The following is a 26,019-nucleotide window of genomic DNA, read 5'->3' as shown; positions in this document are numbered from 1 at the left end:
GGGAAAGCTTAAAAAGAGCCCGCGGCAACCGGGTGGTAGAGCTCAAAGGAGGTCAGGCTCATGAAGGTCCAGAAGGGTGATGTCATCAGGCTGCACTACACGGGCAGGGTTAAGGAGACGGGTGAAATCTTCGACACGACCTATGAGGATGTCGCAAAGGAGGCCGGCATATACAACCCCAAGGGAATATACGGGCCTGTTCCCGTGGCCGTCGGTGCGGGCCACCTTATAAGCGGTCTCGACAAGAGACTAGAGGGGCTCGAGGTTGGTAAGAAGTACACTATCGAAGTTCCACCCGAGGAGGGCTTTGGCCTTAGGGACCCGAGGCTCGTGAAGGTTTTCACGTTGGGCCAGTTTAGGAGGCAGGGTATAATCCCCTTCCCGGGCCTCGAGGTAGAGATAACGACCGAGGACGGGAAGAAGCTAAAAGGGAGGGTCCTCACGGTCTCGGGTGGCCGCGTCAGGGTCGACTTCAACCACCCGCTCGCCGGCAAGACCCTGGTCTACGAGGTCGAGATTGTCGAGAAGGTTGATGACCCAATCGAGAAGATAAAGGCTCTCATAGAGCTCAGGCTCCCGATGGTTGACAGGGACAAGATAATGATAGAGGTCGGCGAGAAGGACGTCAAAATAGACTTCGGCGACCAGCCCGTGGACAGAAACACCCTCATACTCGGAGAAATCCTTCTTGAGAGCGACATAAAGTTCCTAGGTTATGAGAAGGTCGAGTTCAAGCCGGGCATGGATGAACTTCTAAAGCCGCCAGGAACGGAGGGAGAGGCAAGCGAGGAGAAAGAGAAGGCCGAAGGAGAACCCCAAGAGCCTACTGAGGAGCCTCAGGGTGAGGAGGCTAAGCCGGAATCTTCTTAAACCCCTATCTTCTGTTTTTATCCATGGACAGGTTTGAGCTCCTCCTTAAAGACCTCTCTCTGAGGCTTCCTGAGAGGGAGATAAAAAGAGCGGGCGAGGTTATAAAGGCCTTCCGTGAGCTTGCTTCAATTCCAATTTCTCCTATAAACCCAAGCAGGACGCATCCGCTCGTTCTGCTTAAGAAGAGGCTTGGGGGCATTGATAGAGAGGTCCTTGTGTCCCCAATAGAGCTCAAAATAATCACCAAGGCCAACATGCCCCCTTGGCATAGGGTGTTCGAGTTCCACCTCGATAAGCATCTCGTCGAGAGAACCCAGATTATGGGAGTCCCATTGCTTCTCGTTGGCGACGAGAGAGCGGTGAGGCTCGTAAAGAAAATCCTCTCCAACATCCTCCCCGCCATGAGGGAGAGGCCCCGGAGAATATCATCTTTTGGTAACGAGATATACATGGACTTCGGAGGCGACAGGTTCGTTAAGCTCATGATGGTGGGTTCAACGCTGGAGCTAGCTACCCACAACGTGCCTCTTTCCCTTCTCCCCCGGCTCCTGGGAAGGGCGACCTTCATCCTTGACTCAATGTTCCACTCCAAGAATGCTGAGTTCTACAGGCTGCTGTTCGCCGCTTCTCTCGATACCTTTGGCCACTTCTACGAGTTCTTCATGAGGCATGTATATCCGAAGCTCCCCCTCGAGCACAGGGAGTTCCTCGAAGAGATGCACGACTACAGGAACTTCCTCCAGCTCCTTTACTTCCACCTCTCAAGGATAAACCTCGACAGAATAGGGAACGAAGTTGGAATAATCATCAGACGACGTTCGAGGCCCGACAGACCCCTTGAGCTCGCGATAGTGTTCAGGGAAGGAAAGGTGGAGGTCAGGGACAGGGTGAAGAGATCACAGATAAACCTGCTGGTGTGATTGAAATGAAGACCCTCCTGCTCTTCTTGCTCCTCCTTCCGATACCATATGTCGCTTATTTCCACGGGAACTTCCTTCCTTTTCCCTTAGGTTACTTGTTCCTTTACGTTCTCGTGCCCTTCCTCGCGGCGCTCATCCTAGGCTTCCATCCGAAGGATTTGGGGCTTTCACGAGGAAAAAGGGAAGGATATAAGCTAGCCCTCATCCTTCTTCTCCTCTCCATCCCCTTGAGCCTTGCCGGTACGTTAATTCCTGAGATGCGCTCCTACTATCCAATCTTTCCTTACGAGACGCCGATTGAGTTCATCGCAGGGGAACTGAAAATGGCCCTTTTTATGTTCGCCCACGAGTTCTTTTACAGGGGTGTCCTTCTCTTTCCCCTAGCCAGGCGGAACAAGTGGGGCACGATACTGGCTCAGAACGTTCCCTATACGCTTGTCCATATCGGTAAACCGGCCGTTGAGATTCCCTATGCCTTCGTAGCCGGCATAATTTTTGCGGACCTCGACCTAAGGGCTGAGAGCATCTTTCCGAGCTTCCTTCTTCACTGGCTGGGCTCCATGATATTCGACGTGATGTGTGGGGTGATGTGATGAGGGTGTTCATAATTAAGGCAAATGAGGCCCGCACGGATGCCACCTTCAGCTTCAAAGACCTGCCCGGGACGAGCGGCCGCATAGATCTCCTCTGCAGGGCGTTGAACGCCGCGTTCCATATCTCCCATGGCTTCAGAAAGAACGTAAGGGTCTGGCTCTCCCTTTACGGACCTCCAAATCCCCCCAAAGCCATAAGGTTCGAGGGGCAGATAATGAAGCCCAAGACCTTGAACCCCGATGAGCTAAGTACCGCGAAGCTCATCGCAAGAGCCCTGAAGGGGGCGAAGGGACTTAGGGAGCCTTCGAAGGAACTGGAAGTTCTACCCGGGATTTACGTGAGTAACATGACGTTCGAGGACATCGTAAGGAGGACAATTAAGGGGGCCACCCTCTACTACCTCCACGAGGAGGGGGAGGATATATCAAAGGTGAAGTTTTCAGGCAACGTAGCCTTTGTCCTGGGAGACCATATAGGGCTTCCGCCAGAGGACGAGACATTTCTCCGGCCTATAGCTAAGAGGGTCAGCGTCGGACCCCGTTCCTATCTCACTTCCCACGTTATCGCCTACGTGAACATACACCTCGACAGGCTCGGAGTACTATAGCGAAAACTTTATATAACTGCTCGCTAACCTTTCCATGAGAGTTTCTTCTGTTCTAAGCAACTCAAAGGGGTGTTGCACTTGACAGAAAAGTTTAAGGGCACAACCACGGTGGGCATTGTATGTAGGGACGGCGTGGTTCTGGCGGCAGACAGGAGGGCTAGCCTTGGCAACATGGTCTATGCAAAAAACGTCACTAAGATATACCAGATAGACGAGCGTCTGGCTATAGCTGGGGCAGGGAACGTTGGAGACATCCTCAGCCTCGTCAGGCTCCTCAGGGCAGAGGTTAGGCTCTACAGATCCAGAGTCGGGAGGAGTATGAGTGCCAAGGCCCTCGCAACGCTTCTGGCCAACATACTGAACGGCACTCGCTATTTCCCTTACCTTGTGTGGTTCCTCGTGGGAGGTTACGACGACGCCCCCCGGCTTTATTCGGTGGATATGGCCGGTGGGATTACGGAGGATAAATACGTGGCGGCTGGCTCCGGTATGGAGTTCGCCTTCTCGATACTTGACTCCCAATACAAGCCTGAGATGAGCGTGGAAGAGGGTGTGAAGCTCGCCGTGAGGGCCATAAACTCCGCCATAAAGAGGGATGTTTTCACGGGTGAGGGCATAACCGTGGTCACGATTACCGAGAAGGGCTATCGCGAGTTAAGCGAGGAGGAAGTAAATACCATTCTGAAGGGCTGAGGTGGTGCTGGTGATTAAGAGAGAGACCAGGGTTGACGAGATACTCAAGGAGATTAGGGAAATCGTCAGTCAAATGGTCCCAAAAGAGGCGAAGATAACGGACATAGAGTTCGAGGGGCCGGAGCTCGTCATCTACGTGAAGAACCCCGAGGCCATAATGAAGGACGGGGAACTCATCAGAGACCTCGCCAAGGTGCTCAAGAAGAGGATAAGCATTAGACCTGACCCAGAGGTTCTCCTACCTCCTGAGGAGGCTGAGAAGCTCATAATGGAGATAGTGCCAAAGGAGGCCGAGATAACGAGCGTAAGCTTTGACCCCTCCGTCGGTGAAGTCTTAATAGAGGCGAAGAAACCTGGTCTAGTCATAGGAAAGAACGGCGAGACTCTTCGCCTAATAACGCAGAAGGTTCATTGGGCACCCCGCGTCGTTAGGACGCCGCCTCTCCAGAGCCAGACCATCTACTCAATTAGACAACTACTCCAGACCGAGAGCAAGGACAGGAGGAAGTTCCTCAGGCAGGTGGGCAGGAACATATACAGAAAGCCGGAGTACAAAAGCCGCTGGATAAGAATAACCGGGCTCGGCGGTTTCAGGGAAGTCGGAAGGAGCGCCCTCCTTGTCCAGACCGACGAGAGCTATGTCTTAGTCGACTTCGGTGTAAACGTTGCGGCGATGAACGACCCCTACAAGGCCTTCCCCCACTTCGACGCCCCCGAGTTCCAGTACGTCCTCAAGGAGGGTCTGCTCGATGCGATAATCATAACACATGCCCATCTCGACCACAGCGGCATGCTACCTTATCTCTTCCGCTACAACCTCTTTGATGGGCCGATATACACGACGCCACCGACGAGGGACTTGATGGTGCTTCTCCAGAAGGACTTCATAGAGATACAGCAGAGCAACGGCCAGGAGCCCCTCTACAGGCCAAGGGATATAAAGGAAGTCATAAAGCACACCATAACCCTCGACTACGGCGAGGTCCGTGACATTTCGCCCGACATAAGGCTCACGCTCCACAACGCTGGCCACATTCTCGGTTCTGCAATAGTCCACCTCCACATAGGGAACGGGCTCCACAACATAGCGGTTACGGGCGACTTCAAGTTTATCCCCACGAGGCTTCTTGAGCCAGCAAATGCGAGATTTCCCCGCCTAGAGACGCTCGTGATGGAGGCTACCTATGGAGGAAGCAATGACATCCAGATGCCCCGCGAGGAGGCCGAGAAGAGGCTAATTGAGGTCATTCACAGAACAATAAAGCGCGGCGGAAAGGTTCTCATCCCAGCGATGGCCGTCGGAAGGGCCCAGGAGGTCATGATGGTTCTCGAGGAGTACGCCCGCATTGGCGGCATAGACGTCCCCATATACCTCGATGGCATGATCTGGGAGGCAACCGCAATTCATACGGCCTACCCCGAGTACCTCAGCAAGAGGCTTAGGGAGCAGATATTCCACGAGGGTTACAACCCGTTCCTCAACGAGGTCTTTAAGCCCGTCGCCAACAGCAGGGAGAGGCAGGATATAATAGACAGCAATGAGCCCGCGATAATAATAGCCTCATCGGGCATGCTCGTGGGAGGGCCAAGCGTCGAGTACTTCAAGCAGTTGGCCCCAGATCCAAAGAACAGCATGATATTCGTCAGCTATCAGGCCGAGGGAACTTTGGGAAGGCAGGTACAGAATGGTGCGAGAGAGATACCGATGGTTGGCGAGGGCGGAAAGACCGAGGTCATAAAGGTGAACATGGAGGTATACACGATAGACGGCTTCTCTGGCCATGCGGACAGAAGGGAGCTTATGAACTACGTGGCACGCGTGAAGCCTAGGCCCGAGCGCGTTATAACGGTTCACGGGGAGCCCCAGAAGTGTCTCGATCTTGCCACGAGCATTCACAAGAAGTTTGGCCTATCGACGAGGGCACCAAACAACTTGGATACCATAAGGCTGAGGTGAAGCCATGTTCACCTGCCCGAGGTGCGGCAGGGAATATTCCTCTGTAATTCCTCCCTTTTGCGTCTGCGGCGAGTCCCTTGAGATTAGGTACGACTACTCGGCCGTGGACGTGCGGAAATGGAGGAGGAGAGAGAAAGGAGTATGGCGCTATAAAGAATTGCTGCCCCCCGTAAGAAGGATCGTTAGCCTAAGAGAGGGTGGGACCCCCTTTATAAAGGCGAAAATAGGCGAGAAACTGGGATTCGACGTCTTCATAAAGGATGAGACAAGGAACCCCACGGGTTCCTTCAGGGACAGGCTGGCCACAGTTTCAGTTTCCTATGGCCTCCCATATGCGGGAAACGGCTTCATAGTGGCTAGCGATGGCAACGCGGCTGCATCCCTTGCCGCTTATGCCGCAAGGGCTGGGAGAGAGGCCTTCGTCGTCGTCCCTAAGAAGGTTGACAAGGGCAAGCTCGCTCAAATGATAGCCTTCGGGGCGAGGATCATCCGGTACGGAGAGAGCGTAGACGAGTGCATAGAGTACGCGAAGGAGCTGGCAAAGCTCAACGGCCTCTATGATGTTACTCCCGAGAACAACGTGATCGGACTGGAGGGCCAGAAGACCATAGCCTTTGAGCTCTGGGAAGAGGTAAACCCGACGCACGTTATCGTTCCGACGGGGAGCGGGAGCAACATCTACTCCATCTACAAGGGGTTTAGGGAGCTCTTCGAGCTCGATCTCATAGGAGAGCTCCCGAGGCTCATAGCAGTTCAGGTTGACAGGTGCAACCCGATAGCGGCCGAGATCCTTGGTCTCAAAAAGAACTGTGGGCTAACCAAGGCCCTCGGCCTCTTCGTAAAGGAGCCCGTAATGAAGGAGGGGGCAGTTGAGGCCGTGAAGAAGAGCGAGGGAACCGCCGTCATCGTGGGTGAGGATGAACTCGACCTGGGCGAGAGGATGCTTGCGGCCGAGGGGATATTCGCCGAGTACGCCTCCGCGGTCGTCATGCCCGCCCTCCTGAAGCTAGCCGAGGACGGGTACTTCGAGAGGGGGGACAGGGTCGTCCTCGTCGTGACGGGCTCTGGCCTTAAGGGATGGTCTGGGGAGAGGGAAAGGTTCTCCATAGGGGGCACGAAGCTGGAGATATTACGACTCCTTGCCGAGAAGGAGATGTACGGCTACGAAATTTGGGCCTCTCTGGAGAGGCCCCTGAAGTATCAGGCCGTTTATCAGCACATGAGGGAGCTTGAGGCCCTTGGTCTGGTCGAGGTCGCCTTCAAACGTGGTAGGAGAGTCTATTACAGGCTCACGGAGAAGGGAAGAAGGCTTCTGGAGAACCTGGAGGCACCGTGAAGTTTATAAAATGGACGAGGTAGTATCTCGCAGGCCGGGGTAGCCTAGCCAGGGAAGGCGCGGGACTCGAGATCCCGTGGGCGTTGCCCACCGGGGTTCAAATCCCCGCCCCGGCGCCACCTGCCGAGCCTCATTCGGTCGTTACAATGGCTCCATCCTTCTCAACAACCACGGTGTGCTCGAACTGTGTCACTATGCCGTTCCTTACCTCCTTCAGTATGGGATAGCCATAAATCGCCCCCGCTTTCTCCAGCTGCTTCAAGGCAATCTTCAGCTGACCTTCCGGCATCTCTCCCTGAAGCCACCGGTAGGCGAAGGGGAGGGTCTTAAATTCCCTCTTTATTCTCGCCAGCAAAAACCTCGCCTGGGCCATCCTCACGGGGGCATCCCTCACGTACATGTATATCAGCGTGGGAGGGACCTCTATCACCTGGCCGGCCCCAGTTGTTGCGAAGGGCTCAATGGCGAAAACGTCCCCTTCCCTCAGAACATAGTTGTCGTGCGGTCTATAGATGTTGGGGACGCTTATGCCGGCGTGGAGCTTGTAGGGCTCTATCTTGTGGCCGCTCAGGTTCACTATCGGGTTGAAGCCGCGAGCCCTTATCGCCTCCTCTATAGCCCTCCCGAGCTCACTTATCTCAACGCCAGCCCTCACGGTGGCTATGGCATTATCAAGTGCCTCTCTGGCCGCCACCATAAGGTCATCCTCCTCCATTCCCACCCTAATTGTCACGGCTGTGTCTGCAATGTGGCCGTCTATGTGGACACCAATGTCTATCTTGAGGTAGTCCCCTTCCCTGAGAGTGGTCTCATCTTCCCTGTAAGGAGTGTAATGGGCGGCGATCTCATTCAGGGAGAGGTTGCAGGGGAAGGCGGGCTTTCCACCCAGTTCCCTTATCCTATTCTCTACAAACTCGGCAATCTCAATGAGCTTCACGCCCGGCTTAACGAGCTTCACAACTTCCTCTCGAACCTTCTTCGCTATCTTCCCGGCCTCGATAAACTTCTCGACTTCCATTAGACCACCCTAATTAAATCAGGCGTCCACTTAAAAGGGTTATCCGTGAACGGCAGTTCAGGATAAGTCATTCCAAACAGAAAACTAACCCAAGAGGGAAAGGAAAAGGCTTTTCGTGAGGTTTGACAATTCGGGATGAGGGGAGAAGGCATGTGCCTCGTGGTGGGAGGATTACATCTTGGGCGAGAGAAGCTCGTGAGGATGATGCTCACGGGAAAGCACAGGGGGCCTGATTCTTTCGGAGTGTGGGCCGACGGAAGCGTGTTCAAGTCCTCCAACTTCTCCGACTTAGATGATGTCCCATCTGGCAAAATAGTTCTCGCTCAATGCAGGCTAGCCATGACGGGCTCGAAGGATTTCACCCAGCCGTTCTATAATGACCTCGTCCTTGTCCACAACGGCGAAATCTACAACCACATCCAGCTGAGGGCATATTTAGTGGAAAGGGGGCACTCCTTCGAGAGTGACGTGGACAGCGAGGTAATCCTGAAGTTGCTCGAACATCTCCTTTTCGATAAGGGCCTTTCTGTAGAAGAGGCCGTGAGGAAGGCTATGCTAATGCTCAACGGTGACTACGCGGTGGCCTTCTTCGACGGGCAGAGGATATACCTCTTCCGCGACCCTCTCGGCATAAGGCCGCTCTACTACTCGCCCAACGGATTTTTCGCCTCCGAGAAGAAGGTCCTCTGGGCCATTGGTGAAGAAGCAATTCCCGTGAGGCCGGGGGAGCTCGTAGAGGTGGCCGAGGGGGGAATAAAGAGGTTCCAGCTAGTCAACCCGCTCTCCTTTTCGGGAAAGCTCTTCACGGAGGAGCGGGCCCTTAAGGGTATTTTAAACGTCCTCCCTCACGCCACCCGGATAAGGACTACGAAGAGGACGGGTGTCCTGTTCTCAGGTGGCCTCGACAGCTCCCTCATAGCTCTCCTCGCGGCGAGATACTCGGACATCACGCTATACGCCGCCGGCACGGAGGACAGTCCTGATATAGAAGGGGCAAGGAGGGTCGCGGACGAGCTTGGCCTTCCCCTTAAAGAGTTCATATTCACGCGGGAGGACGTCGAGGAGGCCCTTCCAAAGGTGGCCTTCGCTATAGAGGAGCCCAACGCGGTGAACCTTGCCATTGCCATTCCCATATATTTCGCCACCCTTCTGGCGAGAGAAGATGGTGTGAAGGTTCTCCTAAGCGGGCAAGGTGCGGACGAGCTCTTCGGGGGCTATGCGAAATACCTTCAGAGGCCAGAGCTCATGGAGAGGGACATTCTAGAGATGGGCGAGAGAAACCTCGCTAGGGATGACAAGGTCTCGATGCTCAATGGCGTGGAGGTTAGGTACCCCTACCTTGACCCGGCGGTTGTTAGGGTTGCCATAAGAACCCCATTGGAGCTGAAAATCAAGGAAGGCATCAGGAAGCTCATCCTGAGAAGGGCTGCGGAGCAGCTCGGGCTTCCAAGGGAGGTCGCCTGGAAGGAGAAGAAGGCGTGCCAGTATGGAAGTAGGTCCCAGAAGCTTCTAGAAAAGATCGCGAAGGCAAGAGGAACGACGCTCAGGGGGCTTGCTGAGATGCTCTTTTCGGAAACCTTTCAGCGCTCGACCGCGTGAAGTTTCAGCTCATGTTGTATGATAATGTCTTGAGAACATAATTACTTCTGCTTTTGTCACTTCATATATTTCAACGCGTTAAGATATTTATCCAATGTTACTCTCCTATCCTTAATGTTATGGCCAGCAGCTTTAATTTTTTCAATTTCTCTTTTTATCCTCTCTTCGGCGATTTTTATATAATATTCATCAATTTCGAATCCTATGTAGTTTACTCCAAGCCTAATCGCGGCAATTGCAGTACTTCCAAGACCCATAAACGGATCTAATACTAAGTTTGTTCTATGTAATCCATGCAACTTAATACACATTTCGGGAAGTTTTGTAGGAAACGTTGCTGGATGGGGCCTCTCTTTTTCTTTAGACTTTATTGTTTCATAAGGTATAAACCATACATTACCTCTATCTCGAAGATCTTTTTTTGCGCTCTTCCATCTCCCTATATTGCTTTTATCCTGATAAGGAACGCCAATGGCTAATTTATCAAGTTCAACATCACCATTTTTTGTAAAGTGAAATACGTATTCATGCATTATGCTTAAATATCTTTTACTATTAACTGGCTTATAATGTCCAACTGCAATGTCTCCCAGAATATTTGGATAATTCCCAACATCTTCTTTCTGAATAGCAATAGATTTTACCCAATGAATAACATTTTGAAGAACAAAATGCTTTCTTAACTTGAATACTACTTCCCATGCAATCCATGGATCTTTGTTTGTATATCCTATATTTAAAAAGAATGAACCATCGTCTTTTAGAACTCGTTTTATTTCCTTTCCAACTTTCTCGATCCATTTTAAATATTTTTCTCGTGGGATGTTGTCTTTATACTTGTTGTATTTAATCCCTATGTTATATGGAGGCGACGTCACTACAACGTCAACTTCTTTATCCTCCAATAATTCGCGCATTCCCTTAAGACAATCCATGTGATATATTTTGTTATATTTCTCACTCAACATTATCACCTCTTTTTATTACGATCTCTCCATTATCTGTAAGTTTGAAAACAACTAAATCGCCTCTTGATAACCTTAGGAACTCTCTTACCTTTTTAGGAATGGTTACAGTGCCTTTACTTGAGAGAACCGAAACTCCCAAAATTTTTCCCATTCTATCACCCAGATTTTCTAAATTTTTAGAATATTTAAACTTTTCTGAAATTTTTCAGAAAGGCCTTAAAAACCCATTATAATTAAATGTACAATTCGGTGGTTCAAGATGTACCTACGGGATGTAATTTATAGCATAACGGGACATAGAATTATCCCAATAGATACTAAGAACGATCCTCTCCATCGTGATATGATTTCATATCTCAAATGTAGTTTGGATAATATCAGGAATATGATATTCTATGCTAAACGTCCAAATGATGTTAGTAATAATACTTGTCCAAGTACTCCATGTCTAGAGGAGAGTATTGTTAGACAATTTAATACAGTTTCGTCGAGATTGCAAGCCAAGTGGTTATCCAGCTCAGGATATCCGGATATTGAAATTATAGACTCATCTACAGGAAATCCCATAGGATATATCGAAGTAAAAGCAACTGCCCGAGAAGACATGCGTTCCCCGAGAGATTTCTATGTAAGTCCCGGCAAAGTAATTTCTGTTGTTCCAATTAGGGAAGCCAATGGAGATGTTAAATTTAATGTCCGAGTCCGTCCAAGGCTTACTCGCTATAAAATACGAAATGACGCTCCACATATCATGGTGTTAGTTAAGATTGAAAGGGCTGAAAAGTGCCCACGGCCCCCCGAAATTCCACCGGAGTGTATATGCTGGCGAGTAACATGGTGGAATTTATATGACTTATATTACTTAGAGCTGAGAACTAAGATTGAATTTAATACAGATTATTATGAAATAATAAACATGTGCCCGAGATTATGAAAAAGAATTTAATACTAAATTAGCTTCAGAAGAGTTGGGGCATGATATAGAGACAGAAAGTTAAGAATTAAAAGAAAAACAAAACATTTCTATCAAGTAAAAATACCAAGTCTAGTAGAAAAGTTAATGTGAAAAATTTAAAGGCGAATTGTCAAAATTGGGGGTATAATAAGTAACACTTAACTTATCTCCTTTTCCTATAGTCTCAGTTTGGCTCATTAAACCGAAATTTGGATGAATTCTTACTACCAAAATAGCATTGCCAAATGGTAATATGACAAAAATGACAAAGACAAAATATCAATCAAAAAGTATGATATTGCTTGATTAGAATTAGGGGAACTATAATCGAATGTAGTATGTAGTACCAGGTGATGGGTAAATTTTTTATATACCTTCGACCCCATATAGGTACAGAAAATCATACTACAAAAGTCTGTACCAGGTGGTAACATGGAGGATCTCAGGGCACAGCTGGAGGAACTCAAGAGGCGGCTGGAGCTCCTTGAGAAGAGCATAGACCCAGTTGACGAAATTATGCTCTCCATAAAAGCCCTACTAAGGAAGAGACTCGAAACCTTGCCCGAGCTCGACGAGGAGAAATCCGCCAAGACCTTAAAGGCGCTCGCAAACCCGGACAGGATTAGGATACTAAAGATGCTCTCGGAAAGGCCGATGGGCTTCAAGGAGATAAAGGAGGCCTTAGGGGTTGAGAGCCCCACGGTTTCGCACCATCTCAAGCTCCTTAAAAGAACTGGGATGGTTAGGAGTGAGGATAAGTACGTGATAACGGAGAACGGCCGCCTGCTCCTCCGCCTGCTCACCATAATAACCGCCCTCGGGGAGGTGGAAGAATGAGCCTCTATTATGAGGAGAGTTTTTTGAGGTTTAGGATTAGGGACTACCTGAAAGGTTTGACAGCTCTCTTGATAGTCCTCTGGCTGTTCAAGGGATGGCTCAGGCTCGAAGCCTACAACGAGTACATGGTATGGGCGATAATCGCGCTCATAGTCATCATCGAGTTGCTCGGCGTCGGCAGGTGGTTCGGCGTAACCGTTAGTGGTGTAATCTTCGCCCTCGCGAAGGCCGCATTCTTAATAGCGGTCTTCCTGTTCTTCGGAAAGTGGCTCGGTCTCCCAGAGGGCTTCCCGATAACCGCGGGAACGGCCTTCGCCTATGCCGTCGTGCTTGCCATAGCAGCTCTGCTGGTGGCCAAGTTCGATAAGGGTGAAATAAAGGCCAAGGTCGAGAGCAAGGCATACGAGTTCACCGGGGCGCACTTTGGGAATGTGGAGCTAGTAGGCAGAGGAAAGGCGTATCCCGTGAAGTTCGGTCGGAGGATGGTGGGATGGGTAATAGATGGCTCGGTTGAGGTTGTGGCCGAGACCCCACTTGGCACGGTGAGGAAGAAGCTAATACCACCTATCGCGGTCTGGACTTCACTCAGCATCGTCGGAAAGAAAACTTCTCCGGATCCAGCCTTCGTGGAGATGGCCAACCGCCTCATGCATCATGATAGGCTCTACAAGAAGAACAAAGCAGACACCGTTGTCGACTTGGGCTTCCTAAAGGTTTACGAGGGGGAAGACTTCGAGTACGTTAAGCTACCCTTCCTTGAGGTCATCGAGACACCAAGTGGGGAGGAAGTCAGAATTGGGCCAATAAGGATACGCGAAGGACATCCGGAGAGGCCACCAAGCGAAATGCTCACGATTAGGGAGCTCACCAACGGCTTCCAGCTCACGAAGATCGGCGACAGGTTGAGGATTCAGACGGAAGATTACTCCATAGAGGTCAGCGGTGAGAGGGTAACCTACAGGAGCGGGGGAGAGAGCCTGTCCCTTGGTAAGGACCACGTATCCTTGAAAGCCGGTGACGTTTCAATTACCGTGGGGAGAGGCAGGGCGAAGATACGCATTGAAGATGTTGTGATTTCGGCTAAGGATGGAAAGGTTCGCATAAGGGTGGGTGGCAAAATCCACACTATAGAAGATGCCGAAGCATGCCAGCTCGTCATCGAGAAGGCGAAGGAGATAGTGGAGGAGCAAAGCGCCGAGCTCATAGAGGGCCTCGGTGTGGACAGGGCAAGGCTCAACAAACGCGTGAAGGAGCTCCTCGAGGAGTTGATGGGTCATATCTAGTGGGGTCTCCCTGTTATTCGGAGGGGTGGCCGTGAGATTTGAAGGCATCGAGAAGGTCTGGATAAAGCTCATTGATACGGACGTGCAAATACTGCCCTCTGAAGATGGAACGGTTCACGTTTATGTCGAGCCCGAAGATGCGTTTACATTAAAACGAGATGGGAGTACCCTTAAGGTGCTGACCTCTACCGGCTGGAAGCTCAAGAACCTGTTAAAGAAAGAGAAGGAACGCGCGAGGCTCAGCATGAGGATTCCAGATGACTTCTGTATCGAAGGAAGCATGAAGAGAGGCTCGCTTAAAGCTAAGAGAACAAGATTTGATTCCATTGCAATCGGCGAAGCCACCGCAGAGCTTGAGGAATGCGAAGTCAAAAGCCCCTCCGTAGGCCCGTCCAAGGTTAAAGGGTCCATGTACATCCGGGAGGAGGCAGAGGTAACCGTTTCTATGGGGAACCTTGAGCTTAAGATACTGGAGCTTGGGGGAGACCTTGAAGTCTTAGCTGTGATGGGCTCAATAACCCTGAAACTTCCCGAGGATTGCGATGCCGTGATAGAAACTGTCCAGCAGGGCGGAGGGGTGGTTGTAAACTCCGGAAGGCTCCTCGGGAGCGGTGATCATAGAGTTAAAATTTCCAGCGTGAAAGGCGTTGTTATCGTTGACACGTGGGGTGAGCTTGATGAAGTTTGAAAACGTCCGGGAAGTTGAGATAAGGGCCACCAATGGTCGGATTGAGATAGAGGGCTGGGAAAACGACCACGTCGAGGTGAACTACACCGTCCACGGCGAGGCAAACGTTGAAGTCGAGCAGAAGGGAAGTAAACTCATAATCAGGGAGGAACCGAAGAAGAGAAGGGTGCTAGGCCTGTTCGAGAAGTCATTAGGCGGCTGGGCCGAAATAGAGATGAGGATTCCACGGAGCGTTTTGGTAAGGGCCAGAAATGTGAACGGAGAGCTCAAGGCTAGAGGCGCGTGCTTTGGGGACGTCACGACGGTAAACGGTGAAATAAGCATAGAGAACTGCGAGGCCGAAAAGCTCAGCTCCGTGAACGGTGGGATAAGGGCCCATCTAACGGTCGCCGGACCGCTTCAAGTAAAAACCGTGAACGGGGAAATCGAGCTTACCATTGAGGAGCTTGAGGGGGATGTCGAGGTAAGCTGCGTTAACGGAGACATAACGCTTCGCTTGACCGAGTTCTGCGATGCCAGGATAATCATCAAGAGAGTCAGCGGAGACGTCAAGTTTGTCGGCATAGACCCGGACGAGCCGGTTATAGGAACGGGGGAATTCAGGGTTAAGGTCAGCACTGTGAATGGTGATGTAAGGGTTGAACTGATTTAATTCTTTAATTCTTCAATTAATTAATTCGGTAATTAAGTTAGAGGATCACGGGGGTTAGGGGAGATGCTCGGCGCTAAGTTGGGCCGGAACTTCTGGCTCTTCGCTATCGGAAGGTTCATCTCCCAGCTTGGCTGGGCTGTTCAGGAAGTTGCCCTACCCTTATACGTCCTCGATAAGACGCACAGCGGTGCCATGATGAGCCTCTTTGTTTTGGCCGATGTAATCCCCTCCCTAATATTCATGCCCTTCGCCGGCGTAATCGGTGATAGGTACAATAGGAAGACGTTGATGGTTGGCCTCGACCTACTCAGGGGCGTCCTGCTGTTTGGGGTCATAACCTTTGATTTGCTCGACATCTACGAACTGCTGGCTGTTCAGGTAGTCATGGCCATTATGGGAACGTTCTTTGGAGCCGCGACGGGTGCCATGTTTCCAGACCTCGTCGAAGAGAGGGAACTCGAGAGGGCCAACTCGGTCGTTTCGTCCTTTTCAATTGTAGCGAGGCTCGTCGGTCCGGCCCTCGGCGGTGTTATTTATGCAATCGGCGGAATAAGACTTGCCCTCCTCATAAACGCCGTCAGCTTCTTCGGTTCGGGGCTGTTCGAAGCGTTCATAAGGTACGAGTGGAAGACAAGGCAGCTTGAAAGTATTCGGCAGGTCATTGAAGACATACGCGAGGGCATCACCTTCCTGCGCTCCAGCAGATATCTCATGGTTCTTATGAGCTTCGCGCTCTTTATGAACGCCCTCGGCCAGCCGTTTGGCATGGTGCTGATGCCTTACGCATTTAGAGAAGTGCTAAAGTTCTCAAGTCGGCAGTTTGGCCTCCTCCAGAGCGCATTCATGGGTGGGATGCTCCTTGGCAACCTGCTGATAGCGGTTAAACTGAAGAACCCGGGAAGGCTGTTCTTCAAGGCTTTGGCCTTCAACGGGGCGATGATGCTGGTGTTCATAGCCCTCATTTCGCCTTACACGAACCTTTCGAAGTGGGCCGCGTTCTTCACGCTCGCCGGTGTGGCAATCCTCTGGGGTGCCAGCAACGCAATCATAAACGTCCCCCTCAATGCGAAGATACAGCGAGCCATACCAACCGAGCTTCGTGGCAGGGTTTTCTCGGCACTGGCGCTCCTAATAAACATATCTGCTCCAGTTGGCCTCGCGGTTGTGGGCACGCTGATGAAGATATTCGAGGCATGGGAGATTAGCCTTGCCCTTTGGCTCTTGATGAGTGCCGTGGTTGCCCACTACTACTTCCGGCATAGAGAAGTACTGCTGAATGGTTCGACGCACATCTGAGCGGAAAGGCTTTTATACTTTCATGCCCCTAACAGGACGTAGTAAGTTGGGGTGGTGTGTATGCATGATCTTGTAGAGTTCGCCGTTGAAAAGGCCCTTGAACTCGGCGCTTCCTATGCGGAGGCCCGCTTCGAGGAGAAGACCGGAACTAGTATTGCCATGAAGAATGGCGTCCCTGAGGGACTGAGCATCCTGGCGGACAAAGGTATAGGAATTAGGGTCCTGGTCGATGGAGGAATGGGCTTCGCTTCAACAAACGTCCTCACGAAGGAGAGCATAAGTGAAGCCGTCAAGAAGGCCGTCAAGCTGGCCAGAGCTGCATCCAAAGTGAGAAATGAGCCAATAGTTTTCAGCGAAGAGGATTTCCACCGCGTCTCCTACAAGGTCAAGATGAAGAAGGACTTCAGAGATTTTTCACCGGAGGAGAAGCTCGAACTCCTCAGGAAGGTCGAGGAGGAGGTTAAGGCAACGGGCGTGAACGTGCCGATGCGCTATCTAAGCTACTCCGACCAGCTCTGGAAAAAGGTCTTCCTCAACAGCGAAGGTGCCTACGTCAAGAGCAAAATCCCGCGCGTTTCCATAACCTACAACCTCGTGGTTTTTGAAAACGGCCAGATGGAGCAGGCACCCTTCGTTCAGAGGGCCTTCTCCGGTGGGCTGGAGCTCATCGAGAAGGACGAGCCGTGGAGCTGGGCGGTTAAGGACGTACTGGCGTTGAAAAAGCTCATCTATGAGGGACAGAAGCCACCCGAAGGGAGAGTTGACCTCGTAATAAGTCCAGAAGTTGTGGGGATAGCGGTTCACGAGAGCGTTGGGCATCCCTACGAGGCCGACAGGATTTTCGGAAGGGAAGCGGCTCAGGCCGGAGAGAGCTTCGTAAAGCCGGACATGCTCGGCGAGAGGATCGGGAGTGAAGCCGTCACCGTCATCGAGGACCCGACGATACCGAACAGCTGGGGGTTCTACCTCTACGACGATGAAGGAGTAAAGGCGAGGCCGCGCTACCTTATCAAGGACGGAATAATCACAGAGTTCCTCACCAATAGGGAATACGCGGCAAAGCTGGGCCAGAGGTCGAACGCTTCAGCCAGAGCCATCAACTACAACCGCGAGCCGATAGTGAGGATGGCCAACACCTACTTGGCTCCCGGCGATTACTCCTTCGAGGAGCTGATTGAGGACATCAAGCTCGGCGTCTACATGGTGTCCTTCAACGAGTGGAACATCGACGACAGGAGATACCAGCAGAGGTACATCGGAAGGGAGGCCTACCTCATCGAGAACGGCGAGATAAAGCACCCTGTCAGGAGGCCTATCCTTGAGATAACGACGAGGGCGCTCTGGAGCAGCGTCGATGCCGTCGGCAAAGAAGTCGAATTCTTCCCGGGAACCTGCGGCAAAGGCGAGCCCGGGCAGGGAGTGCCCGTCTGGATGGGCGGGGCGCATGCAAGGCTCAGAAACATACCGCTGAGGAGGCCGTGAGGTGGTGGAGATGTTTGACGTTAACGAGTTCATCCTTAAGAAGGCCAAAGAGCTCGGCTTCGGCGACGTCGTCGTTTTGAGCCATGAGATGAACAGGCGCCAGATTCGCTTCGCCAACAACGAGATAACCGTCGCCAAGAACTGGCACGAGAGGAAGGTCGAACTCTTCGTGGAGCTGGAGAAGAGGGTAGCTGGTACAACTATAACCGAGCTGAGCGAGGAAAACATCGAGCGGACCCTAAAAACGCTCCTGAGCAACATGAAGGGCATGTCTCCCAAGGAGGACTACTACGGCATCGCCGAGGGGCCGTTCCAGTATAGGGATATCCCGGAGACCTTTGATAAGGCGATAGTCGAGCTCGATGAGCTTGGCGAGTACGTTGAGAGGGCAATCAATGCGGCCCTTGAGGAGGGAGCCAAAAGAGTTGCCGGTGTTCTCTACACAGACCACAACAGGCTCTACCTCACCACGAGCAACGGGGTTGAAGCTTTTGACGAAGGCACCGGGATAGAGATAAGCGTTAGGGCATTCATTGGAGACCTTGAGAGCGGACACGGGACAAACTCTGTCAGGGTTCTCAAGAAGTTTGACCCCGAGAGCGCAGGCAGGAAGGCTGGTGAGATAGCTTCTTTGGCGAGGAACCCGGAGCAGGGGCCGGAGGGGAAGTTCGACGTCATCTTTGACCCCTTAGCCTTCGCCAACCTGCTGAGCTACATGAGCTTTATGACCTCAGCTTACGCGGCAGAGGCCGGTTTTAGCTTCCTGGTGAACAAGCTTAACCAGAAGGTCGCGAGTGAGCTGGTTACCATCAAGGACATTGGAAACCTGCCCAACGGCTACGGTAGCAGAAAGTTCGATGACGAAGGTGTGCCTACGAGGGAGACCACTATAATCGAGAACGGAACCTTCAAGACGTTCCTTCTAAACACGAGCTTAGCCAAGAAGTACGGGACGGAGACGACCGCCAACGCTGGTCTTATAATGCCTCGCGCCTGGAACATCCTCCTCGAGCCGGGTGATTACACGAGGGAGGAGCTCTTCGAGGAAGTCAAGCGGGGCATCTACATAACCAACGTCTGGTATACAAGATTCCAGAACTATGTAGCTGGAGACTTCTCGACCATCCCGAGGGATGGAATATTCCTCGTGGAAAATGGAGAGCTGAGGCCGATAAGGAACATTCGCGTCAGCGACAACTTCCAGAGGATCCTTGAGGGAATCAAGGCCCTCGGAAAGGAGAGCCACCACATCCACTGGTGGGAGGTCAGGACGCCAGTTTCGACACCCTACGTCCTCGTGAAGGACGTGGGAATAACGAGGGCTACGATTTGAGTCTTCTCTTTTCCCATCCCTTCTTACTGGAAGAGAATGCTTAACTTCTCCTTCAAACAAAAGAAAATCCGTCACGGTGATGGGGATGGAGGCCATCGAAAACTCCCGGTTGAATAAGTTCCACTACACGCTTTTGGTCATCCTCGGAACGGTGTGGGCGTTTATAGCGGTGAATACCATCTCGGCCGGATTCGTCATAGCGCTCCTCAAGAACGACCCGGCCTTCCAGGGGAGCCTTACAAAGCTCGGCTCCCTCGGTTCGGCGGCCCTCTTTGGTATGCTCTTCGGCGCGTGGCTCTTCGGCTACCTCGCGGACAGGATTGGAAGGAAGAAGACGCTCACCCTCGCAGTTGCCACCTTCTCCCTTGCCTCGACAGTCAGCTCCTTCGCCGGAAACCTCGACGCCCTCATAATCCTGCGCTTCATCGTCGGCCTTGGACTGGGCGGCTCCCTGCCGGTCGCAAGCTCCTACTTCGCCGAGTTCATGCCAAAATCCGTGAGAGGCGCGATGATTTCAGTCCTTGAGAGCTTCTGGGCGATAGGCACGGTAATCATAGGCGTAGTTGCGATTCTCGTAAAGGCCGACTGGAGGGGCATACTGCTCTTCGGCGGCGCGGTGATACTTATTTTGCCGCTTCTTCTAACCCTGCCTGAATCGCCTCGCTACCTGCTCATCAGGGGGCGCGTTAAGGAAGCCGAGGAGACCATCAGAAAAGCCCTCGGGGTGAGCGTTAAGCTTGAGGCCCCGAAAGGGGAAAGGAAAGCCTCGGTCGGAGACCTCTGGAGGCGCTATGGTAAAACGACTCTCATGCTCACGATAGCCTGGTTCAGCATAGCCTTCGCCTACTACGGCTTCTTCATATGGCTTCCTAGGTTTCTCTCGGCAACGCTGGGAATCACCGTCTTCAGGAGCTTTCAGTACTTCATAATCACCGCCATAGCCCAACTGCCCGGCTACTGGAGCGCCGCTTACCTGCTTGAGAGGATTGGGAGGAAGAAGACCCTCTCCTACTACCTCCTGCTTTCTGGAATAGCTGGAGTGGGCTTCTACTTCGCGGCCAACTCAGGAAACGAAACTGCAATAGTCGCGAGCGCGGTAGCCTTCAGCTTTTTCAACCTCGGTGCCTGGGGGGCGATATACGCCTACACGCCGGAGCTTTATCCGACTGCCATCAGGGGCACTGGGACAGGATGGGCTGGAGCGATGGCAAGGATAGGCGGGGGACTGGCCCCCATAGTTGCAGGAAAAATCATGGAAGTCAGCGGTGTCGCCCTGGCGGTTCTAGTCATAGCAATCGTGTCTATAATCGGCGCCATAGACGTCCTGGCACTAGGGGAGGAGACCATGGGAAAGGAACTCGCCTAACGCGTCATCCTCTCCCACTTCTCTTTCGTCCTCTTCCAGCAGCCGGGTGGCATGAGCTCACCCTCTGGGCAGTAGCCGAGCTGAATGCACCGAGGCCCAAGCTTGGCCCACCTTATTATTGGCCTCAGCTCCTCTCTCTTAGCTATCTCTTCCAGCATCTTCCATGCGACCTCTCTAATCTCCCACTGGGCTCTCTCGCACAGCCTCAGGCCGAAGAAGTGCTTCAGCTCCCTGAGGTTCATGGTAACGACGATTTTAGTCTTAACTGCCTGTGGGAGGATGTATCTCGCGTCCTCCTGCGGAACTCCCGCCCTGATTAGCTCTTCATACAGCTCCCCTGCCAGTTTCAGAAACTCCTCCACTTTCTTGCCCAGCTTCTCCCTCTCCGCTCTCCCAACGCTCTCAGGAATAACGAAATCAACACCGTCCTCCACGATGTACCTCTGGCTCCTCTGGGTGTAGCTCGCTATCCTGTGCCTCACCAACTGGTGCGTGCAGACCCTTGAACAGCCCTCGATGGCAAAGGTGAGGACGGCATGCTCAAGGATGCTCTCGTGGCCATAGCCAAGGATTCTCGGCAGGTGCCGTTCAACGTCTTCCCTGCTCATTCTTTCAAAGGCCTCGCTCTCCCACTCCTCCCAATAGCTTATCAGGGCCGCCCATGTAATTGTCTCGAGAGGCCTTGGGGTGTAGTTGATGAGCCTGACGTCGACCATGGAATCACCGGATGAGCTATAGACCGCAAAGTTTAAAAATACTCACCCTCCACCAATATCCGGGCCGTGGACCGGTAGCCTAGCCAGGACAGGGCGGCGGCCTCCTAAGCCGCAGGTCCGGGGTTCAAATCCCCGCCGGTCCGCCAAAACTCTGTTCGCTCTTCTTGGGTGCGATGATGAGGGGTGGCGTCCCCGAATCCATGAGGAAGCCTGCGATGACCGAGCACCACTAAGGTTTTTTAACTTATGCAAAGGATTAAGTTAGGGTGTTTATGGTGAAGACCTTCCTCACGGACCAACAGATTAAGGTCCTTGTTCTTAGGGCTAAAGGGCTTAGACAGAGCGAGATAGCCGAGATGCTTGGTACTAGTAGGGCAAACGTCAGCATCCTTGAAAAGAAGGCTCTCGAAAAAATAGAGAAGGCCAGAAACACCCTCCTACTCTGGGAGCAGATAAACTCTAAGATTAGGGTCGAGGTCAAGAAGGGGGAGGACGTGTTTGAGGTGCCCGAGAAGCTCTTTAGGAAGGCAGACGAAATGGGAATAAAAGTTCCATACAGCACGGCCGAGATAATAACTTTCCTCGTAGAGCATGCTCCCGTTGAGAACAGGCTTGTAAAGAGGGACTTCACGCTCTTCTTGGACTCGAGGAACAGGTTAAGGATCAGCGAGTGCATTCTTGATGACATAACCATTGAGGGGGATAGGAAAGGTTAAACAGATTTATTTCAATGAACTTTTTGGAGAAAAAGAAAAGTCAAAGCCCCAGCATCTCCCTAGCGGCCTGGACACCGAGGTCAAAGGCCTTCATATTGACTTCGACCGCCTTCGGGGGCACGCTGACCTTGATGACTTCCTTGACGTGGTCGGCCGAGAGGGGGAAGCCCGGCGTTTGCGTTAAAGCTCCTATCAACACGACGTTCGTGGTGATGACGTTGCCTGCCTTAATCGCCAAGGCCTCGGCATCGAATGCCAGGAACCTGCCGCCAAAATCCTCCTCGACTATCCTCCTAATCTCATCGAGGCTGGGGTATTTTGCCAAGCCCATTGAGACCTGAACTGGTGGAATTGGTCTCGCGTTCGTGAAAACTAATCCTCCTTTCTTGAGGTAGTTGATGTAGCGCAAAGCTTCAACGGGTTCGAAGCTGAGGATAACGTCGCCCTTTCCCTCGGGCACCATAGCGCCGTAAACGTCCTCGCCGAAGCGAACATAGGCGATGACGCTACCAAAGCGCTGGCTCATCCCATGAACCTCTCCAACCCTAACCTTATAACCAGCCCTTAAGGCAGCCCAGCCAAGAATGTTAGCGGCGGTAAGCACTCCTTGGCCTCCAACGCCCGTGATGACGATGTTATACTCCCTCATGCTCCTCCCTCCTTCACGGGCTCGAAGGCATCGAAGGGACATACCTGAGCACATCCGCCACAACCCCAGCACATGAGCGGATCAACCCTCGCCTTCTTCTTCTCGGCGTCCCAGTAGATGGCCGGACAGCCGTAGGCATTGATACAGACCTTACAGCCGGTGCACTTCTCCTCGACGACCTGGTAGATGGGCCACTTTTCGCCCTTGCGCCTCATCTGGCCTATCCTGTGGAGGGCACACATCTGCCTCGCGACGACGACGCTGACGCCCTCAACTTCAAGGGCCTTCTTTATGGTCTCGTAGGTAGCCTTTATGTCGTATGGGTCAACGACCTCTACAAAGTCCGCACCCATCGCCTTGGCGACCTCCTCTATGAGTATCCTCTTGCCCGGCCCGTGTGGGGTCTCACCGGTTCCCGGGTTCGGCTGGTCACCGGTCATCGCCGTAACGAGGTTGTCAAGTACTACTATGACGACGTTGGAGCGGTTGTAGATGGCGTTGGCCAACGCCGGCAGTCCTGTGTGGAAGAACGTTGAGTCACCTATCGTCGCGACGATTACCTTCTTCTTTTCGGCCCTCTGCTCCTCGCTTACGGCGCCGTTGAGGGCCACGCTCAGGCCGTGAGCAACGCCCACCGAACCGCCCATTGCGATTGTCGTGTCAACCGTCTTGAGCGGCGGGAGCACACCGAGCGTGTAACAGCCGATGTCGCTCGGGAATATTGCCCTCGGGGTTGCGGCCTTCTTTATGGCGTAGAAGGTGTTCCTGTGCGGACAGGCTGGGCACAGGGAAGGCGGTCTCGGTGGGACTATCTCCTGGACTTTCTTATACCTCTCGTCTATCTCGGCAAAGTTCACCGGCGTCTTAAGGTGAGAAAACTTTGCTATCGCCTCGACGGCCCTCCTGGTGGTCATCTCGTGGACCCTGGGAACGAGGTCCTTGCCGTGAATAGGTATGTCCACGCCGTTGTCAAAGGCCCAGACTTTCACCTGCTCCTCCACGACGGGCTCCAGCTCCTCGACGATGAGCACCTTCTCAAGGCCGTCGAAGAACTTTTCAAGCAGGCCGTATGGGACCGGGAACGGGGAGCCAAGCTTGAGTATCCTGACGTTCTTGACGCCGAGCCAGGCAAGGGCCTCCTTTACGTAGGCATAGGCAAGGCCCGGCGCTATTATTCCGACCTTCCCGTCCCCCTCTATGCGGTTGAAGGGAGCATTCTCGAGCTCCTTCCTTATCTTTTCTATCGTCTCGAGCAACCAGGCGTGCTTCTTCCTCTGGAAGGCTGGAATGTCAACGTAACGCTCCGGATCCTTCTTGAAGTCGCCAAACTTCCTCTTTCCGAGCTTTATTTCCTCGGGAAGCTCTCCCAGTACTACATCGCCGCGCATGTGGGAGGTCCTCGTCGTCGTCCTGAGGATGACCATTTGGCCAAATTTCTCACTAAGCTCAAAGGCGTACTTCGTCATGTCCTTTGCCTCTTGAACGCTCGCGGGCTCAAGAACTGGCACGTTGGCGAACTTGCCTATCGCTCTCGTATCCTGCTCGTTCTGGCTGCTCCACATGCTCGGGTCATCCGCAACCATAACGACGAGGCCACCGTTGACGCCCATGTAAGAGACCGTCATGAAGCTGTCCATCGCAACGTTCAGTCCAACATGCTTCATCGCTGTCATAGCCCTGAGGCCAGCCCAAGAGGCACTTAAGGCAGTTTCAAAGGCGATCTTCTCGTTTGTGGAGTACTCCATGTAAACGCCGGCCCTCTTGGCGACGGCCGCCATTGTGTCGGTTAGCTCTGAGCTCGGGGTTCCAGGATAGGCGGCGAAGACGGCTATATTGGCCTCGAGGGCTCCCCTTGCTATCGCCTGGTTCCCGAGGAGGAGAACCCTCTCCCCGGGCTTATCCCAGAGGACTATATCCGTCACCTTCGCCATTCACACACCTCCCAAGCCTTTGGTGAAATTTGAATATCAAAGGCCAAAAATTCACTTCTCCAGAAGCCCCACGTTCTCGGCCTGCCTTACGAGAGCGTGGGCGCCGGCCGCGACATCCTCGGGCCTCTCGTAGGTTGGGATGCCATACCTCTCAAGGAGCTCCTTGGCGGGTTCGCTTACCCGGCCGGCCATGAAGAGGGCCAGAACTGGTTTGCCATTGTTCACTTCCTCAACTGCCCTTATAACCCCCTCAGCGTGCTCCGTGGGACTCATACCGGCGAAGGTCGGCACGACGCATATGGCTATGAGCATGTCCACGTTAGCATCGCTGAGCAGGAGCTTCGCCGTTCTGTAGTAGTCCTCACCTCTCGCCGAAGCTATCATGTCCACAGGATTCTTAACAGCCGCCATCGGCGGCAGGAAGGAGCGAAGCTCCTCTATGGTCTTCTCCTCCAGGTTAGCCAGCTTAAGCCCCCTCTTGTCAATCTCGTCCGCCGTGAGGACTCCAGGGCCGCCAGCATTGGTCATTATCGCAACGCTCCTACCCCTTGGGAGTGGCTGGGTAAAAGCCCTCGCCATGCTGAGCATCTCATCTATTGTCTCGGCAACTATAACACCGCTCTGCTTGAACGCCGCCTCGTATATTCTGTAGCTTCCAGCGAGGGAACCCGTGTGCGAAGAAGCCGCCCTCGCCCCGCTCTCGCTCTTCCCAGCCTTGAGAACGATGACGGGCTTCTTCTTCGTAACCCTCTTAGCGACCTCCATGAACTTCCTGCCATCCCTTAGACCCTCGATGTAGAGTGCCATCGCCTTATCCTCCTCGGTGTCCGCTAAGTATTCCATCAGCTCCGCGAAGTCCAGGTCGGCCATGTTGCCTATGCTTATGAACTTGGAGAACCCTATGCCCTCCTTCACGGTCTTGTAAACTATCCCGGCCCCAAGGGCTCCGCTCTGGCTTATGAAGGCTATGCTTCCCTTCTTGGCGTCCATTATAAAGGTGGCGTTGAGGTCGTTGTGGGTATTCATTATGCCGACACAGTTAGGCCCGATGATGCGCATGCCGTAGCTATGGGCGATTTCAACAAGCTCACGCTCTTCCCTCTTTCCTTCGGCGCCGGTCTCGCCGAAGCCCGCCGTTATTATGACGACACCCTTGACCCCCTTCTCTCCACACTCGATGAGGGTCTGCTTGACGAACTTCTTGGGAACAATGATTATCGCCAGGTCAACGTCGCCCGGGATATCCTTGACGCTCTTATACGCTTTAACTCCCTGAACTTTCTCCTCCTTGACGTTGACAGGATAAACATTGCCCCCGTATTTCTGGAGATTCTTGAAAACCTCATAACCGAGCTTCTTGGGATCATTAGAGGCTCCTATGACCGCGACACTCCTCGGCTTAAAAAAGTAGTCTAGCATCTCCGCACCCCCTTTTTACGTTCATAAAAGTTTTTATAAGGTTTCCCCGACGTCAATGGCCAAGAACTGGCATAGATGCTCAAACCTTTGGTTAGTAACACTCTCTTATGAAAACGCTTTTATTTCATGCTACT

General features: G+C 52.6%; 25 protein-coding genes and 2 tRNA genes. 20 read left to right on the top strand and 7 right to left on the bottom strand.

From position 1 onward, the window contains the following. The first annotated feature begins 60 nt into the window (after positions 1-60). The 8 genes from PYCH_RS03580 to PYCH_RS03545 all read left to right on the top strand — a co-directional run bounded on the left by PYCH_RS03580 (position 61) and on the right by PYCH_RS03545 (position 7,096). Positions 61-870 carry an FKBP-type peptidyl-prolyl cis-trans isomerase gene (locus PYCH_RS03580; protein WP_013905475.1) on the top strand — a complete coding sequence of 270 codons (810 nt, stop codon included), beginning with the start codon at positions 61-63 and terminating at the stop codon, positions 868-870. Positions 871-893: 23 nt separating this feature from the next. Continuing rightward, on the top strand, positions 894-1,790 hold the full coding sequence (locus tag PYCH_RS03575) for a hypothetical protein (protein WP_013905474.1): 897 nt from the start codon (positions 894-896) through the stop codon (positions 1,788-1,790). A 5-nt stretch (positions 1,791-1,795) separates the two neighbouring features. Further along, the gene (gene mrtA / locus PYCH_RS03570; protein ID WP_013905473.1) at positions 1,796-2,383 is read left to right on the top strand and encodes a CPBP family archaeomyxosortase MrtA; all 588 of its coding nucleotides are present in this window, start codon (positions 1,796-1,798) and stop codon (positions 2,381-2,383) included. Further along, positions 2,383-2,991, top strand: coding sequence for a tRNA (pseudouridine(54)-N(1))-methyltransferase TrmY (gene trmY, locus PYCH_RS03565; RefSeq protein ID WP_013905472.1), 609 nt, complete (start codon positions 2,383-2,385; stop codon positions 2,989-2,991). The genes mrtA and trmY overlap by 1 nt, the downstream gene beginning before the upstream one ends. Positions 2,992-3,069: 78 nt before the next feature. After that, on the top strand, positions 3,070-3,684 hold the full coding sequence (psmB, locus tag PYCH_RS03560) for an archaeal proteasome endopeptidase complex subunit beta (RefSeq protein WP_013905471.1): 615 nt from the start codon (positions 3,070-3,072) through the stop codon (positions 3,682-3,684). A 10-nt stretch (positions 3,685-3,694) separates the two neighbouring features. Further along, positions 3,695-5,641 carry a beta-CASP ribonuclease aCPSF1 gene (locus PYCH_RS03555; protein WP_013905470.1) on the top strand — a complete coding sequence of 649 codons (1,947 nt, stop codon included), beginning with the start codon at positions 3,695-3,697 and terminating at the stop codon, positions 5,639-5,641. A gap of 4 nt (positions 5,642-5,645) precedes the next feature. Continuing rightward, positions 5,646-6,977 carry a pyridoxal-phosphate dependent enzyme gene (locus PYCH_RS03550; protein ID WP_013905469.1) on the top strand — a complete coding sequence of 444 codons (1,332 nt, stop codon included), beginning with the start codon at positions 5,646-5,648 and terminating at the stop codon, positions 6,975-6,977. A 33-nt stretch (positions 6,978-7,010) separates the two neighbouring features. After that, positions 7,011-7,096 (top strand) — tRNA-Ser (locus tag PYCH_RS03545). Between the two features lie 11 nt (positions 7,097-7,107). Here PYCH_RS03545 and map read toward each other — a convergent pair. Next, positions 7,108-7,995 (bottom strand): type II methionyl aminopeptidase, encoded by an 888-nt coding sequence (gene map, locus PYCH_RS03540; RefSeq protein WP_013905468.1) that lies wholly within the window; start codon positions 7,993-7,995, stop codon positions 7,108-7,110. A 150-nt stretch (positions 7,996-8,145) separates the two neighbouring features. On the opposite strand from map, the gene asnB reads away from it, so the two are divergent. Beyond that, complete coding sequence (gene asnB, locus PYCH_RS03535) at positions 8,146-9,594, top strand: asparagine synthase (glutamine-hydrolyzing) (protein ID WP_048058189.1); 1,449 nt, start codon at positions 8,146-8,148, stop codon at positions 9,592-9,594. A gap of 56 nt (positions 9,595-9,650) precedes the next feature. On the opposite strand, the gene PYCH_RS03530 is transcribed toward asnB, so the two are convergent. Both PYCH_RS03530 and PYCH_RS09600 read right to left on the bottom strand, forming a co-directional pair. Further along, positions 9,651-10,562, bottom strand: a complete 912-nt coding sequence (locus PYCH_RS03530; protein ID WP_013905466.1) for a DNA-methyltransferase — start codon at positions 10,560-10,562, stop codon at positions 9,651-9,653. After that, entirely contained in the window at positions 10,552-10,713 is a 162-nt protein-coding gene (locus tag PYCH_RS09600; RefSeq protein WP_013905465.1) for an AbrB/MazE/SpoVT family DNA-binding domain-containing protein, read from the bottom strand. The genes PYCH_RS03530 and PYCH_RS09600 overlap by 11 nt, the downstream gene beginning before the upstream one ends. A gap of 234 nt (positions 10,714-10,947) precedes the next feature. Between PYCH_RS09600 and PYCH_RS09765 the strand changes: the two genes are divergently transcribed. From PYCH_RS09765 to PYCH_RS03490, 9 genes are all read left to right on the top strand, one after another. Next, positions 10,948-11,496, top strand: a complete 549-nt coding sequence (locus PYCH_RS09765; protein WP_158306785.1) for a hypothetical protein — start codon at positions 10,948-10,950, stop codon at positions 11,494-11,496. Positions 11,497-11,949: 453 nt separating this feature from the next. Continuing rightward, positions 11,950-12,354 (top strand): ArsR/SmtB family transcription factor, encoded by a 405-nt coding sequence (locus PYCH_RS03525; protein ID WP_013905463.1) that lies wholly within the window; start codon positions 11,950-11,952, stop codon positions 12,352-12,354. Beyond that, the gene (locus PYCH_RS03520) at positions 12,351-13,637 is read left to right on the top strand and encodes a DMT family transporter (RefSeq protein ID WP_013905462.1); all 1,287 of its coding nucleotides are present in this window, start codon (positions 12,351-12,353) and stop codon (positions 13,635-13,637) included. Before PYCH_RS03525 ends, PYCH_RS03520 begins: the two co-directional genes overlap by 4 nt. Before the next feature lie 31 nt (positions 13,638-13,668). Next, positions 13,669-14,325, top strand: coding sequence for a DUF4097 family beta strand repeat-containing protein (locus PYCH_RS03515; RefSeq protein ID WP_013905461.1), 657 nt, complete (start codon positions 13,669-13,671; stop codon positions 14,323-14,325). Beyond that, on the top strand, positions 14,315-14,977 hold the full coding sequence (locus PYCH_RS03510; protein ID WP_013905460.1) for a DUF4097 family beta strand repeat-containing protein: 663 nt from the start codon (positions 14,315-14,317) through the stop codon (positions 14,975-14,977). The genes PYCH_RS03515 and PYCH_RS03510 overlap by 11 nt, the downstream gene beginning before the upstream one ends. Positions 14,978-15,040: 63 nt before the next feature. Continuing rightward, on the top strand, positions 15,041-16,273 hold the full coding sequence (locus PYCH_RS03505; RefSeq protein WP_048058188.1) for an MFS transporter: 1,233 nt from the start codon (positions 15,041-15,043) through the stop codon (positions 16,271-16,273). A gap of 60 nt (positions 16,274-16,333) precedes the next feature. Further along, positions 16,334-17,755, top strand: a complete 1,422-nt coding sequence (locus PYCH_RS03500) for a TldD/PmbA family protein (protein ID WP_013905458.1) — start codon at positions 16,334-16,336, stop codon at positions 17,753-17,755. Between the two features lie 10 nt (positions 17,756-17,765). Further along, the gene (locus tag PYCH_RS03495) at positions 17,766-19,088 is read left to right on the top strand and encodes a TldD/PmbA family protein (protein WP_013905457.1); all 1,323 of its coding nucleotides are present in this window, start codon (positions 17,766-17,768) and stop codon (positions 19,086-19,088) included. A gap of 85 nt (positions 19,089-19,173) precedes the next feature. Beyond that, positions 19,174-20,454, top strand: coding sequence for an MFS transporter (locus PYCH_RS03490; protein ID WP_013905456.1), 1,281 nt, complete (start codon positions 19,174-19,176; stop codon positions 20,452-20,454). Here PYCH_RS03490 and thyX read toward each other — a convergent pair. After that, complete coding sequence (gene thyX / locus PYCH_RS03485; RefSeq protein ID WP_013905455.1) at positions 20,451-21,170, bottom strand: FAD-dependent thymidylate synthase; 720 nt, start codon at positions 21,168-21,170, stop codon at positions 20,451-20,453. The genes PYCH_RS03490 and thyX overlap by 4 nt on opposite strands. A 68-nt stretch (positions 21,171-21,238) precedes the next feature. Between thyX and PYCH_RS03480 the strand changes: the two genes are divergently transcribed. After that, positions 21,239-21,316: transfer RNA gene (locus tag PYCH_RS03480), tRNA-Arg, on the top strand. A 126-nt stretch (positions 21,317-21,442) separates the two neighbouring features. After that, entirely contained in the window at positions 21,443-21,886 is a 444-nt protein-coding gene (locus PYCH_RS03475) for a Tfx family DNA-binding protein (protein WP_013905454.1), read from the top strand. 40 nt (positions 21,887-21,926) lie between these two features. Here the strand turns inward: PYCH_RS03475 and PYCH_RS03470 are convergent, their stop codons facing one another. From PYCH_RS03470 to PYCH_RS03460, 3 genes are read right to left on the bottom strand one after another with little or no spacing between them, the layout of a single operon-like run. Continuing rightward, positions 21,927-22,535, bottom strand: coding sequence for an indolepyruvate oxidoreductase subunit beta (locus tag PYCH_RS03470; protein WP_013905453.1), 609 nt, complete (start codon positions 22,533-22,535; stop codon positions 21,927-21,929). Continuing rightward, complete coding sequence (iorA, locus tag PYCH_RS03465) at positions 22,532-24,466, bottom strand: indolepyruvate ferredoxin oxidoreductase subunit alpha (protein ID WP_013905452.1); 1,935 nt, start codon at positions 24,464-24,466, stop codon at positions 22,532-22,534. Before iorA ends, PYCH_RS03470 begins: the two co-directional genes overlap by 4 nt. Before the next feature lie 51 nt (positions 24,467-24,517). Then, positions 24,518-25,885 carry an acetate--CoA ligase family protein gene (locus PYCH_RS03460; RefSeq protein ID WP_013905451.1) on the bottom strand — a complete coding sequence of 456 codons (1,368 nt, stop codon included), beginning with the start codon at positions 25,883-25,885 and terminating at the stop codon, positions 24,518-24,520. Positions 25,886-26,019: the final 134 nt, after the last annotated feature.

Source organism: Pyrococcus yayanosii CH1, from assembly GCF_000215995.1.
Taxonomy (GTDB): Archaea; Methanobacteriota_B; Thermococci; order Thermococcales; family Thermococcaceae; genus Pyrococcus; species Pyrococcus yayanosii.
The sequence above is the reverse complement of the archived record's forward strand: the minus strand, read 5'-3'. Positions and strand labels throughout refer to the sequence as shown.